Annotated in this window: 8 protein-coding genes and 1 pseudogene; 3 read left to right on the top strand and 6 right to left on the bottom strand. The window is 71.2% G+C overall.

Annotated elements, in window-relative coordinates:
- The first annotated feature begins 265 nt into the window (after window positions 1–265).
- Together RM704_RS29450 and RM704_RS29445 are read left to right on the top strand one after the other, a co-directional pair.
- Window positions 266–2,068, top strand: a complete 1,803-nt coding sequence (locus RM704_RS29450; protein ID WP_033531281.1) for a glycoside hydrolase family 3 protein — start codon at window positions 266–268, stop codon at window positions 2,066–2,068.
- A 231-nt stretch (window positions 2,069–2,299) separates the two neighbouring features.
- Window positions 2,300–2,926: a hypothetical protein gene (locus RM704_RS29445; protein WP_192829817.1), complete on the top strand. Its 627-nt coding sequence runs from the start codon at window positions 2,300–2,302 to the stop codon at window positions 2,924–2,926.
- Window positions 2,927–3,000: 74 nt separating this feature from the next.
- On the opposite strand, the gene RM704_RS29440 is transcribed toward RM704_RS29445, so the two are convergent.
- Window positions 3,001–4,431 (bottom strand): S28 family serine protease, encoded by a 1,431-nt coding sequence (locus RM704_RS29440; RefSeq protein WP_033531280.1) that lies wholly within the window; start codon window positions 4,429–4,431, stop codon window positions 3,001–3,003.
- Window positions 4,432–4,585: 154 nt separating this feature from the next.
- On the opposite strand from RM704_RS29440, the pseudogene RM704_RS29435 reads away from it, so the two are divergent.
- Window positions 4,586–4,813, top strand: a pseudogene (locus tag RM704_RS29435) (zinc ribbon domain-containing protein); the annotation flags it as partial.
- Window positions 4,814–4,889: 76 nt separating this feature from the next.
- Here RM704_RS29435 and RM704_RS29430 read toward each other — a convergent pair.
- The 5 genes from RM704_RS29430 to RM704_RS29410 all read right to left on the bottom strand — a co-directional run bounded on the left by RM704_RS29430 (window position 4,890) and on the right by RM704_RS29410 (window position 13,286).
- On the bottom strand, window positions 4,890–5,276 hold the full coding sequence (locus tag RM704_RS29430; RefSeq protein ID WP_107072425.1) for a hypothetical protein: 387 nt from the start codon (window positions 5,274–5,276) through the stop codon (window positions 4,890–4,892).
- A 95-nt stretch (window positions 5,277–5,371) separates the two neighbouring features.
- A complete protein-coding gene (locus RM704_RS29425) occupies window positions 5,372–9,124 on the bottom strand; it encodes an ABC transporter ATP-binding protein (protein WP_157856799.1) in 3,753 nt (1,250 codons plus the stop codon).
- A 345-nt stretch (window positions 9,125–9,469) separates the two neighbouring features.
- A complete protein-coding gene (locus tag RM704_RS29420) occupies window positions 9,470–10,696 on the bottom strand; it encodes an MFS transporter (protein WP_033531277.1) in 1,227 nt (408 codons plus the stop codon).
- Window positions 10,693–12,036: an amidohydrolase family protein gene (locus tag RM704_RS29415; protein WP_052146449.1), complete on the bottom strand. Its 1,344-nt coding sequence runs from the start codon at window positions 12,034–12,036 to the stop codon at window positions 10,693–10,695. The genes RM704_RS29420 and RM704_RS29415 overlap by 4 nt, the downstream gene beginning before the upstream one ends.
- A complete protein-coding gene (locus RM704_RS29410) occupies window positions 12,033–13,286 on the bottom strand; it encodes an ATP-grasp domain-containing protein (RefSeq protein ID WP_033531276.1) in 1,254 nt (417 codons plus the stop codon). The genes RM704_RS29415 and RM704_RS29410 overlap by 4 nt, the downstream gene beginning before the upstream one ends.
- Window positions 13,287–13,352: the final 66 nt, after the last annotated feature.

Below are 13,352 nucleotides of genomic sequence, written 5' to 3'. Positions count from 1 at the left end.
CCCGAACCCACCCCACCCCGTCCAACCCGCATGCCGCCGGATGAGTCTCCGCAGTGCGGTGTCGGCCTCGCTGCTGGCTGCGATCGCTGACCTACCCTCTCCGCCGCCTGCGGCCGGCCGCACGCCGTCACCGGCGCGCCCCCCTCCACTGCGCCGGTGACGGCCCCTCGGTCCCCGTGCGTGCGTTCCCTTGACCGGAAGAAACTTCCCGGATAATCGTGACACCTCGGAAGTTTCCTTCAGTCCTCCGGAAGGAGCGACGCACGTGCCCTCCAGACGCACCGTTCTCGCCGCCACGGCAGGCGTCACCTCCGCCCTGGCCCTCGGCACCGACGCACAGGCCGGCACCCCTCCCCACGACAAGAAGCTCCGTGCCCTCGTCGCGCGCATGAGCCTCGAAGAGAAGGTCGGCCAGCTCTTCGTGATGCGGGTCTACGGGCACTCGGCGACCGCGCCGGACCAGGCCGACATCGACGCCAACCTCCGGGAGCTGGGCGTGCGCACGGCCGCCGAGCTGCTGGAGAAGTACCGGGTCGGCGGGATCATCTACTTCTCCTGGGCGCACAACACCCGCGACCCGCACCAGATCGCCGCCCTGTCGAACGGCATCCAGCGGGCCTCCCTCGGCCTCCCCCGCGGCCTGCCCGTGCTCGTCTCCACCGACCAGGAGCACGGCATCGTGGCCCGGGTCGGCAAGCCCGCCACCCTGCTGCCGGGGGCGATGGCCCTCGGTGCGGGCGGGTCCCGTACGGACGCCCGCGAGGCCGGGCGCGTCGGCGGAGCCGAGCTGCGGGCGATCGGGATCCGGCAGGACTACGCCCCCGTCGCCGACGTGAACGTCAACCCGGCCAACCCCGTCATCGGCGTACGCTCCTTCGGCGCCGACCCGGCGGCGGTCGCGGGGCTGGTCGCCGCGCAGGTGAAGGGGTATCAGGGCGCCGGGGTCGCGGCGACCGCCAAGCACTTCCCGGGCCACGGGGACACGGCCGTCGACAGCCACTACGGCTTCCCGGTCATCGAGCACACCCGGGAGCAGTGGACGGCTCTGGACGCCCCGCCGTTCCGCGCCGCGATCCGCGCCGGCATCGACTCGATCATGACCGCGCACATCATGGTCCCCGCCCTGGACCCCTCCGGCGACCCGGCCACCCTCTCCCGGCCGATCCTCACCGGCATCCTGCGCGGCGAACTGGGTTATGACGGGGTCGTCGTCACCGACTCGCTCACCATGCAGGGCGTGCGGGAGAAGTACGGGGACGACCGCGTGCCGGTGCTGGCGCTGAAGGCGGGCGTGGACCAGCTCCTCAATCCGCCCTCGATCGACGTGGCGTGGAACGCGGTCTTCGCCGCCGTACGCTCCGGCGAACTGACCGAGGCGCGACTCGACGAGTCGATCCTGCGGATCCTGCGGCTCAAGGCGAAGCTCGGGCTGTTCGAGCGGCCGTACGTGAGTGACGCCGGCGTCGACCGGGTCGTGGGGATCCGGCGGCATCTCGACACCGCCGACCGGATCGCCGAACGGACCACCACCCTGCTGGTCAACGAGGGTTCGCTGCTGCCGCTGTCCCGGCGTACGCACCGGAACGTGCTGGTGGTGGGCGCCGACCCCGCCTCGCCGTCGGGCACCACGGGACCGCCGACGGCCGTCCTCGCCGCCGAACTCGCCTCCCTGGGCTTCACGGCGACCAGCCTGTCGACCGGTACGGCACCCACGCAGGCCCTCATCGACCAGGCCGTGGCGGCGGCCCGGGGCAAGGACGCGGTGGTCGTGGGGACGTACAACGTGACGGCGGGCAGCACCCAGCGGACCCTGGTCGCGCGGTTGCTGGCCACCGGGGTGCCGGTGGTGGCCGTCGCGATCCGCAACCCGTACGACGTGGCTCAACTCCCGGAGGCGAGGGGCTACTTGGCGGCTTACTCCTGGACGGACGTCGAGGTGCGGGCGGCGGCGCGGGTGCTGGCCGGGCGGGTGGCGCCGCACGGGAGGCTGCCGGTGCCGGTGCAGCGCGCCGAGGACCCGGCGCGGGTGCTGTTCCCCATCGGGCACGGCCTGACGTACGAACCCTGACGTCATGAACTGATGTACGGCCCCGACCTGCGGACAACTGCGTAAGGCCCCCGACGTACGGGGCCTACGTCGCACTCCTCGCCCACCACCCCCAAGTGGCGCAAAGCACACGGTATGTCTGGCGTGGCCCTCGCCACGGGGTCACGCTGGACAGGGGTTCATCGGGGGGTGGCCATGCGAGGGGTGTGTCTCGTTCGACAGACGCGTTTCGTTCGACAGGTGTGCACGGGGATGCTCGTGGCTGCCGTGATACTCGCCGTCGCAGCGCTCTCCGGTTGTCAGGCCTGGCCGGGCGGGGTCGGCGAGGAGCCCGGGGAGCGGGCGGCCGCGACCGCGTCGGACCCGCCGACCCGGCCGGCCGGGTACGGGACGGTGTTCCTCGGGGTCGACGAGTGCAGCTCCTTCGGGACGACCAGCTTCACCGAGGTGCCCTGCGCGAGCGAGCGGGCAGCCGCCCGCGTCGTGGCCCGGCACGACGGCCGGGTGGGACAGGGGCCGCTGTGCCCGCCGACGACCGACTTCGTCCTGCACATCAGCGAGTCCACCGACGAACAGGACGGCCACGACGAGGACGGCGACGGTTCCGTACCGCAGGGCTACGCCTGTATGCGGGGGCTCCAGCCGCCGCACCCGGGCGATCCCGGCGGCGGTGGCGGCCCCCGCACCATCGTCGGCGACTGCGTCTACGGCGCCGGCCGGGGCGAGGTCCGTGAGACCGCCTGCGACGGCGGGGGCAAGCACGCTCCCGAGTACGAGGTGACGACGGCCGTCGACACCGAGGCGCAGTGTCCGGCCACGACCGACCTGTACGTGCGGTTGGGCGGCAGCCGGCCGGTGGGGTGCGCCGTACCGGTGTGACAGGAGTCGAGCCCCGGGCCGCGGTTCGGCGGTCCCGGGGCTCGACTTCCGTGCTGCTGTGACGCTCAGGCGTTCTACGGCCGCAGCGCGGGCTCCCGCTCGACGTCACGCTTGTCGAGCTTGGAGTCGAACTTCGCCAGCGGCTTCGCCTTGCTCGGGTCCTGCTGGACCGCGGCCGGGGCGACGCCCGCCCACTGCAGGATCCGGGCGGTGGCCAGGTCCTTCTGCGCCTCGACGAGACCGGCGACGTTGGCACCGTGGTTGGCGCCGGGGGCCGTGAACACGTACGAGTCGCGGGCCTTCTTGCCCAGGTGGAACGGCTCGGCGCCCCACGGGTCGTTCTGCCCGTAGACGAAGAGCATCTGCTTGGCGTTGTTGCGGACCCAGGTGTCGACGTCCCGCATGGCGTACGGCTGGAACTTCATCTTGATGTCCCGGGGCACGAAGTTCCGGGGCGGCTGGTAGCCGTAGCGGATGTACTTCTTCTCGATGTGCGGGAACTCGATCGTGGGCGCGCCCAGCTGCGTACCGGCCTGGTAGAAGTACGGCGTGTACGGCTCCAGGCCCTGGTCGGTGTAGAAGGAGAAGCCGGAGATCGTGTCGATGGAGGTCCAGATCTCGTCGTCGGTGGCCTTCTTGGCGTCCTTCGGGATGACGTCGCTGTCGCAGTCGGCGAGCGTGCTGTACTGCCAGAAGCCCCAGACGTAGTCGAGGACGACCGCCTCGTACGCCTTGTCGAGGCTGCCGACCGTGTCGAAGGTGAAGCCCTCGGCGGCAGCGACCTCCGCGTACTTCTTCTCCAGCGGCTCACGACGGACGAGGGCCTCGCGCTGCACGGCGTTCAGCCGGTCGCGGCACTCCTTGGTGCCGACCTTCGCGAAGAACCGGTCGTACGCCGAGTCCTCCTTGTTGACGACGTCGTTGGGGGCGACGTACGCGACGACGCCGTCCATGTCCTTCGGGTAGAAGCGCTCGAAGTAGGTGGCCGTCATGCCGCCCTTGGAGCCGCCGGTGGAGATCCACTTCTTGCCGTAGATCTTCTTCAGCGTCTTGAAGATGCGGTGCTGGTCGCTGGCCGCCTGCCAGATGTCGAGCTTGGACCAGTCGGCCGGGTCGGGCCGGGACGGGTTGAAGAAGCGGTACTCCATGGAGACCTGGTTGCCGTCCACGATCTGCGTGGGCTCACGGCGTCCGGGGTTGGTGGAGACGTTGTAGCCGCCGGTGTAGAAGACCGTCGGACGGGCCGTGTCCTTGTGCAGCACGGTGATCCGCTGCTGGAACGTGCCCTTCTTCGGGTTCCTGTGGTCCACCGGCTGGGTGAAGTTGAGGACGAAGAAGCGGTACCCCGGGTACGGCTTCTCCTCGATCAGGCTCACCCCCGGTATCGCGAGCAGTCGGTCCTTGATGTCACCGGCGTCCGACCCCGCGGCGTGGGCCGTCCCCGCCGTGCTCAACGTGCCTATGAGCACCACGAGCGACAGCACCCATCCGAGTGCTTTGCGCATGCGTTCTCTCCCCTATGCAGCTGCTGTGCGCCGGAAGCTATCGGAGCGAGTGCCGGGGCACCAGGGAAGAAAGGGGCCAACTGGACTGCTTTCGGCCGCAGATGGGAGCGATAGGGAAAACCCTGTGCCGCGGGGAAGGTGCAGCGTGATCTTGCGACGCGCGGGCGTGCCCGTGGTACACGTCGATCCCGCCCACACCTCGCAGACGTGCTGCGAGTGCGGGCACGTCGACAGGAAGAACTGGGTCGACCAGGCCCTCTTCGTCTGCCGGAACTGCGGGGTCGTTGCCCACGCCGACCGGAACGCTTCCCGCACCATCGCCCGACGCGGCGCCGTGGTGTGGAATGCGGGGCGGGAGTCACGCGTCCCCGCCACCCCATGACGGGGTGTCTGGACGGAGGAGCCCACCCCAGCAGCCAGCTGGGCACCACCTCCAAGCCCGGCCCTTCAGGGCCAGGTCAAGTTGACCGCAGGATCCAGCCCGAGTCGAAGGTCTCGCCGCCGGCGCGGGCCTTGATCCACACGGCGCGGCGGCCGGCGTGGATGGTCACCGGGCCCGCGGGGCGTTTCTTGTTGAGGACCCACTGACCGCCCCGGGCCCGGATGCGGATGGTGCCCTTGTGGGCCTGGTTCCTGGGCACGAGGACGGCGCAGACGTAGCGGGTGCCCTTGCGGTAGACCTTCACGGTGCCGGTGTCGAAGGTGAGTGTCCGCACCTTGCGCCCGGGGCAGGACATGGCGGCGGCCTCCGCGCTCGCCACCGGACCCGCCAGGGTCAGCAGACCGGCGATCGTCAGTACGGCCAGTACGAGCGCCGTCGGCCGACGCGTCCCCCGCCTGATCACCCGCTGCCCCTCCCGTCACACGACCGTACTGATGTACGGACGCACGACCCCCCTCGAACGGTTGCGCGCGCGGGGTGAAACGCCCCCGAAGTCCTCTATGCCCGCAGCGCCGGCTCGCCCACGAAGGTGCGCCAGAGGGCGGCGTACCGGCCGTCGCGGGCCAGCAGTTCGTCGTGGGTGCCGTCCTCGGCGACCCGGCCGTGGTCCATCACGACGACGCGGTCCGCGCGGGCGGCCGTGGTGAGGCGGTGGGCCACGACCAGGGTCGTGCGGCGGCCGGCGAGGCGGTCGGTGGCGTGGTTGACCTGGGCCTCGGTGGCCAGGTCCAGGGCCGCCGTCGCCTCGTCGAGGAGCAGGATGTCGGGGTTCACCAGCTCCGCGCGGGCCAGCGCGATCAGCTGGCGCTGCCCGGCGGACAGGTTCCGGCCGCGTTCGGCGACCTCGTGGAGGTAGCCGCCGTCGAGCGTGGCGATCATGTCGTGGGCGCCGACGGCACGGGCGGCGGCCTCCACCTCGGCGTCGGTGGCCTCGGGGCGGCCGTAGGCGATGGCGTCCCGGATCGTGCCCTGGAAGAGGTACGCCTCCTGGGGGACGACACCGAGCCGGTGCCGGTAGGAGGTGAGGTCGAGGTCGCGCAGGTCGGTGCCGTCGACCGTGACCCGCCCGCCGGTGGGGTCGTAGAAGCGGGCGACCAGCTTGACCAGCGTCGACTTGCCGGCGCCGGTCTCACCGACGAAGGCGACGGTCTGCCCGGCGGGGATGGACAGCGCGACGCCGCTGAGGGCCTCCTCGGCCCCGTCGCCGGAACCGTAGGCGAAGTCCACGTCCTCGAAGGCGATGTCGCCGCGCAGGGACCGCACCTCCTGGGGTTCGGGGGCCGCCTTCGTCGAGGTCGGCTCCTGGAGAAGTTCCTGGATGCGGCCCAGGGAGACGGTGGCCTGCTGGTAGCCGTCGAAGACCTGGGAGAGCTGCTGGACGGGGGCGAAGAAGAGGTCGATGTAGAGGAGGTAGGCGACCAGGGCTCCGGTGGTGAGGGTGCCCGCGTCGACGCGGTGGGCGCCGACGATCAGGACGGCCGCCGCCGCGGCCGAGGACAGGAACTGCACGAACGGGAAGTAGATCGAGATCAGCCACTGGCCGTGGACGCGGGCCCGGCGGTAGCTGTCGCTGCCGGCCGCGAAGCGCTCGCCGCCCGTGCGCTCGCCGCGGAACGCCTGCACGATCCGCAGCCCGGCCACCGACTCCTGGAGGTCGGCGTTGACCACGGACACCCGCTCGCGGGCCAGCTCGTACGCCTTCACGCTCGCCCGGCGGAAGAAGACCGTGCAGACGATCAGCGGCGGGAGCGTGGCGAAGACGACGAGGGCGAGCTGCACGTCGATCACGAGCAGGGCGCCCATGATGCCGAAGAAGGTGACGACGGAGACGAACGCGGTGACCAGTCCGGTCTGCAGGAAGGTCGAGAGCGCGTCGACGTCCGTCGTCATCCGCGTCATGATCCGGCCGGTCAACTCCCGCTCGTAGTAGTCGAGTCCGAGGCGCTGGAGCTGGGCGAAGATCTTCAGGCGCAGGGAGTAGAGGACGCGTTCGCCGGTGCGGCCGGTCATCCGCATCTCGCCGATCTGCGCCGCCCACTGGGCGCCGACCGCGAGCAGCCCGAGCAGGGACGCGGCCCAGACCGCGCCGAGGGCCGCCTGGGAGACCCCGTCGTCGATGCCGTGCCGGATCAGCACCGGCAGCAGCAGGCCCATGCCCGCGTCGACGGCGACCAGGGCCAGGCTGAACAGCAGGGGCAGTCCGAAGCCGCGCAGCAGCCGTTTCAGACCGTACGACTCCTCCGGCGCGACCGCGCGGGCCTCGTCGACGCCGGGGGTGTCGGTCGCCGGGGGCAGCGCCTCGACCTGGGCGAGGAGTTCGGGGGTGGCGGGGGTGCCGTCGAAGGCGGTGTCCCGGGGCTCCCGGTCGCCCGTCCACAGCCGGGGCGTGATGCCGCGCTCGGCGTCGAACTCGGCGTCCAGCTCGTCCCGTATCGAGTCGCGTCCGGCGGTGTCCTCGGCCTTGGCGAGCGAGGTCGGCGGGAGGTGGCCGGGCGAGACACCGCCCAGTTCGTCCGGGTCGGTGAGCAGCCGGCGGTAGAGGGCAGAGCGGCGCTCCAGCTCCTCGTGGGTGCCCAGGTCGGCGAGGCGGCCCTCGTCGAGGACGGCGATGCGGTCGGCGAGGCCGAGGGTGGAGCGGCGGTGGGCGATGAGGAGGGTGGTGCGGCCCTCCATGACGTGGGACAGGGCCTCGTGGATCTCGTGCTCGACGCGGGCGTCCACCGCCGAGGTCGCGTCGTCGAGGACGAGCAGGCGCGGGTCGGTGAGGAGGGCGCGGGCGAGGGCGATCCGCTGGCGCTGGCCGCCGGAGAGGGTGAGGCCGTGCTCACCGACCTTGGTGGCGTAGCCCTCCGGCAGCTCGGCGATGAAGCGGTCCGCCTGGGCGGCGCGGGCGGCGGTCTCGATCTGCTCGTCGGTCGCGTCCGGGCGGCCGTACGCGATGTTGGCGCGGACCGTGTCGGAGAAGAGGAAGGAGTCCTCGGGGACCAGTCCGATCGCGGCGCGCAGCGAGTCGAAGGTGAGTTCGCGGACGTCGTGGCCGCCGATGAGGACGGCGCCGTGCGTCACGTCGTAGAAGCGTGGCAGGAGGAGCGAGACGGTGGACTTGCCGGAGCCCGAGGAGCCGACGACGGCGAGGGTCTCGCCGGGCCGGATCTCGAAGCTGAGGCCGTCGAGGACGGGGCGGATCTTGCCGGAGGCGTCCGCGTATCCGAAGGACACGTCGTCGAACTCGACGGTCGCGGGCGCGTCCGCGGGCAGGGTCTTCGTGCCGTCGGCGAGCGTGGGCTCGGTGTCGATCAGCTCCAGCACGCGTTCCGTACCGGCGCGGGCCTGCTGCCCGACGGTGAGGACCATGGCGAGCATGCGGACCGGGCCGACCAGCTGGGCGAGGTAGGTGGAGAAGGCGACGAACGTGCCGAGCGTGATGTGGCCCCGGACGGCCAGCCAGCCGCCGAGCGCCAGCATGGCGACCTGGCCGAGGGCGGGAACGGCCTGGAGTGCGGGGGTGTACCGGGAGTTGAACCGGATGGTCCGCAGCCGCCCGGCGAAGAGCCGCCGCCCGACCTCGCGGAGCTTCCCGGTCTCCTGCTCCTCCTGCCCGAACCCCTTCACCACGCGTACGCCGCTGACGGCGCCGTCGACGACGCCCGCGACGGCGGCGGCCTGGGCCTGGGCGTACCAGGTGGCGGGGTGCAGCTTGGTGCGGCTGCGCTGGGCGATCCACCACAGGGCGGGGGCGACGGCGATCGCGACCAGGGTGAGCGGGAGGGACAGCCACGCCATGATCCCGAGGGAGATCAGGAACAGCAGGATGTTGCCGATGGTCATCGGCAGCATGAAGAGCAGGCCCTGGATCAGCTGGAGGTCGCTGGTGGCGCGGCCGACGACCTGGCCGGTGGACAGCTGGTCCTGCCGGCGGCCGTCGAGCCCGGTGATCGTGTCGTACATCTCCGTCCGCAGGTCGTGCTGGACGTCGAGGGCGAGGCGGCCGCCGTAGTAGCGGCGGATGTAGGTGAACACGTACACGAGGAGGGCGGCGCCGATCAGGGCCGCCGCCCACGGGCCCATGTCCCGGGTCTTGTCCCCGATCACGTCATCGATGATCACCTTGGTGATCAGGGGGACCAGTGCCATCACGGCCATACCGGCCAGTGACGAGCCGAGGGCGAGGGTCACTTCCCTGGGGTACCGCCAGGCGTATCCGGCCAGTCTGCGCGCCCAACCTCCGTCGCCCCCCTGCTGCGCTGCCACGCCGGTGCCCTCCGTTCGTCCTGGTCTCCGCAAGACACCAACGCGGCGGGAGAGGGATTTCATCCCGCCGCAATATTTGGGGGCGCGTCTTGGCTCGGGGGTGCCTGTTTCGTCGGCGGGTGCGGGTGCGTGGGGCTTCTCGCGCAGTTCCCCGCGCCCTTGAAAGACCAGGCCCCTGCGGGCCTGGAAGACCACGGCCCCGCGGGCCTGGAAAGCGACGGGGCCGCGGGCCTGGAAAGCACGGGGCGCAGCCCCGGCTTTTCAGGGGCGCGGGGAACCGCGCGAGAAGCCCCACCGGAGCCGCACCCGCCGACGAGACAAGCCGCCCCGAGCTATGAGGCGCCCCTACGCCGGCGCCTCCGCCCGTTTCTCCTCCACCGTCTCCGGGGCGGAAGCCACAACCTCCTCGTCCCGGCTGAACAGGCAGATCGCGGCGCATCCGGCGGCGATCAGCGCGGCGATGTACCAGTTCGCGCCGGGGACGTCCCAGGACAGGGCCAGGTCGAAGAGGAGGCCGGCCAGCAGGGAGCCGATCATGTTGCCGGCGCTGCGGAAGAAGTGCATCGCGCCCATGGCCTTGGCGAGGCGGTCCGCCGGGACCTTGCGGGCGATCCAGATGTCGAAGGAGGGGACGAAGAGGATCTCGCCCAGCACCACGGTGAGGCAGCCCACGACCACCCAGGGGGCGGTGCGGCCCGCGCCGAACGCCGTGAACGCCACGACCATGCCCGCCAGCCCCAGCGCCATCACCGCGCCCGGACGCAGGTGCTTGATCAGGAACTTGAAGAGAGGGTACTGGAGCACCAGCACCGTCAGGCCGGTGATCCAGAAGGGCGCCGAGGGGGCCCAGCCGGACGCGTACTCCTCCATGTGCAGTGGGATGCCGACCATGAAGCCGATGGAGAGGAACCAGAAGACGGCGGAGAGCAGGAAGTAGCGGGTGGCGCCGCGGACCTCGATGCCCTTGAAGACGGCCGTGCTGAGCAGGGGGACCCGGTCCACCGGCTTGTCCACGCTCCCGAAGCCGTCCCTCGGGATGAACGCCGACGCCGTCAGGCAGAAGCCGATGAAGATCGCGAAGACGACGGAGAAGAGGGTACGGAGGTCCACGTCCGCGAGGAGGCCGCCGGCCAGCGCACCGCCGAAGAGACCCACCTGCGCCGACATCTGGAAGGTCGAGAACGCCTTCGGGCGCTCGTCGTCGGGGTACGAGACGAGGATGTTCTTCAGCCCGGGGAAGGCCGTGCCCGAGCCGAGGCCTATGAGGAGGGCCAGCACGCTGTACACGACGACACCGCTGCCGAAGCCCATCAGGCCCAGCGCCACCGCCTCCGTCGCGGTGCCCGCGAACACCGCGCCCCGGATGCCGATCCGGGCGGCGACCCCCTCGTAGAAGAAGGTCGCGGCGAGGCGGCCCACGTAGGTCATGCACATCACGACCCCGGCCCAGAAGCCGCTGTCGGTGCCGCCGAGGGAGGCGACGAGTACGGGGAACCAGATGAAGTTCCCGATGTGGGCCAGGAAGATGCCGGCGTTCACGCCGATCAGTGCCCGCCTGCGTTCGATGGTCACGCGGCCGTTCCCTTCAGGTCGGTGGTGGCGGTGCGCGCGCGGAGATCCGCTATCTCGCGAGCCAGCGCCGGGCGGTCGATCTCCGTGCCCCGGACGACCGTGCGGACGGGCAGGGCCGACAGCGGGCGGTCGGGGGCCGAGGGGTGGAGGAGGTTGTACGTGGCGGGGGCGCCGGCCCGCAGGGGGTGCGCGCCGGTGGTGTCGCCGCTGAGTTCCTCGAAGTAGCGGCGGCCGCCGACCGTGGCCTGGTGGCGCAGCATCCCGTCCAGTGCGGTGTCGTCGCCGCGCAGCAGGTCCAGCTCGCTGAGCAGGGAGTAGCCGTGGTACGCGCCGGTGTTGCCGGAGTCGGTGCCGACCAGCAGGTCGCCCCGGCCCAGGGCCGCGAGGGCGTTGCGGCGCATGTCGGCGAGGGCGGCGGTGCGGGTCTCCTGGACGCCGTACTCGATGCCGTACGGCTTCTCGATGCCCTTGACGAAGTCGAGGTTGCGGACGTCCTGGGTCTCGGCGAAGCCCTCGCGGGAGTATTCGGTCAGGAACTCCTCGCCCGTCATGATCATCGGGCGGAGGCCGGCCAGGGTGGACACGAAGCGTGCCCCCTCGAACTCCTTCCAGTCGACGTCGTCGAGAGTGCGGTCGCGCACGGTGTGGGCGAAGAGACGGAAGCCGCACTCGTACGCCCAGCGGGTCTCCTGGAGGGTGTTGCAGTCGATGACCGCGGTGACACCGCGTTCCCGCGCCATGCGGGCGGTGAAGCGCAGGACCTTCTCCGACAGGCGGGAGAAGCGGACCGGGCTGCCGGGCTGTTCGGTGCCGTCGGTGAACATCACCTTCAGGAAGGTGCCGCCGCGTTCGGCGTTGGCGCGCAGGGCGTGGTCGAGGTCGGACTCGACGGCCAGCATGTGCACCGGGGCCGGGAACTCGACGCCGTGGCCGGTGCGGCCCGCCGCGTCGGTCGTGGCCGTCACCGCGTAGCCGCAGTGCGCGATCTCCGGGTACGGCCACGGGGAGGCCTCGCGGCCGGCCGCCCAGGCGTCGGCGACCAGCGGGAAACCGAACATGTCCACGACGTGGGTGACCCCGTGGTACAGGTACTGGAGGGCCACGATCCGGGGGTCCTCGACCGTGTCGTCCCAGTTCGCGGGGAGCGAGACATGGGCGTGGGTCTCGGTGTAGCCGGGCCAGAGCTCGTGCTCGCCGCCCTGGCGGGGGCCGGCCGGCGTGAAGGCCGTGAAGACGCCGTCCTCCGTGGTGACGTCGTAGAGCGCCCCGGGGTCGAGGGCCGGGACGGCCACCCCGTGCAGGGTGACCGTCCCCGTGCGGCCGGATGCGGCCTCACTCATCGGGCCACCTCGACCTTCAGGCGCAGGTCGATGGCGTCCAGGGCCTCCTCGTTGCGCTTGTTGACCTCGTCGCGGTCGGTGCCGGTGAAGATGACGTGGCCGATCCAGTCGAAGTTGCTCTTGGAGAGACGGCTGACCTCGACGCCGGGCTTCTTGTAGGCGAGGGCGCTGTGGAAGCCGGGCAGGTCCTTCAGGCCGTCGAAGCCGATGGACTCGACCGTGCCGGCGACCGGGGAGCCGAACCAGTGGCCACCCGCGATGGTCTCGCCGGGGAAGGGCAGTTCGGGGCGCTCGCCGAGGGCCTGGCGGATGACCTCCAGGTAGGCGTCGACGCCGGAGCTGATCTGCATCAGGCTCGGCACGATGCCGCCGATGAGCCGGCCGTTGACCTCGCACAGCACCGGGCCGTCGGGGCCGAGCAGGAACTCGGTGTGGATGAAGCCGAAGTCGACGCCCAGCTCGTTCAGGACCTTGGTGGTCATCTCGAACAGCTCGTCCTGGAGCGGGTGTCCGGTGAAGTAGGTGGCGCCCATCTCGATGAAGTGCGGGAAGCCGCTCAGCGGGCGGTCGGTCAGACCGAGGTTGACGACCTCGCCCTTGCCGAGCACGCACGACTCCACCGAGATCAGCTCGCCGGGGACGAACTCCTCGATCAGGATGTCCGGGATACGGACGACGCCGCGCCCGTAGTCGACGACCTCCGCCAGCTCGGCGAGGTACGCGGTCAGGTCGTCCTCGTCCTTCAGGTGCAGGACGTGCAGGCTGGCGGTGCCGTCGGACGGCTTGACCACGCAGGGGAAGCCGACCTCACGGACGGCCGCCTCGACCTTGGTCATGTCCGAGACGTGCGCGAAGCGCGGCTGCCGGATGCCCGTGCCGTCGAGGGTGAGGCGGGTGAGGTGCTTGTGGCGGGCGTTGCGGGCGCCGTCGACGCTCATCCCGGGCAGGCCGAGCGCCTCGGCGACGGCGGCGGTGTGGACGGTGTGGTACTCGCTGTACGTGGTCACGCCGTGCACCGGGCGCTCGGCGTGGATTTCGCGGGCCAGGGCCGTCAGCTCCTCGATGGAGAACGCCTTCTCGCTCTTGACGACCTGGCAGTTGGGGTGCGCGTAGGCGGCCTCGGTGAGCGGCGAGACGGCGAGATAGAAGTCGGGGTCGACCGAGACGAGGGTGACGTCGTGGCCGAGGTCCAGGACGCCCGCGATACCGGCCATGCCGTTCGGGTTGCACTCGATCATGAGGATGTGCATGTCAGGACTCCTTGGAGAGGCTTGTGGGTGATCAGTTCGGGGGGGGACGGGCCGTGGAGGCGGTCG

The organism is Streptomyces gottesmaniae (assembly GCF_031845845.1).
Lineage (GTDB): Bacteria > Actinomycetota > Actinomycetes > Streptomycetales > Streptomycetaceae > Streptomyces > Streptomyces akebiae.
Note: the sequence above shows the minus strand (reverse complement) of the source record. Positions and strands in the feature narration are given on the sequence as shown.

Bases quoted from the DNA above. Each gene is read 5' to 3' on its own strand.
- RM704_RS29445 (WP_192829817.1), top strand. From the start codon at position 2,300: ATGCTCGTGGCTGCCGTGATACTCGCCGTCGCAGCGCTCTCCGGTTGT.
- RM704_RS29440 (WP_033531280.1), bottom strand. From the start codon at position 4,431: ATGCGCAAAGCACTCGGATGGGTGCTGTCGCTCGTGGTGCTCATAGGC.
- RM704_RS29415 (WP_052146449.1), bottom strand. From the start codon at position 12,036: ATGAGTGAGGCCGCATCCGGCCGCACGGGGACGGTCACCCTGCACGGG.
- RM704_RS29410 (WP_033531276.1), bottom strand. From the start codon at position 13,286: ATGCACATCCTCATGATCGAGTGCAACCCGAACGGCATGGCCGGTATC.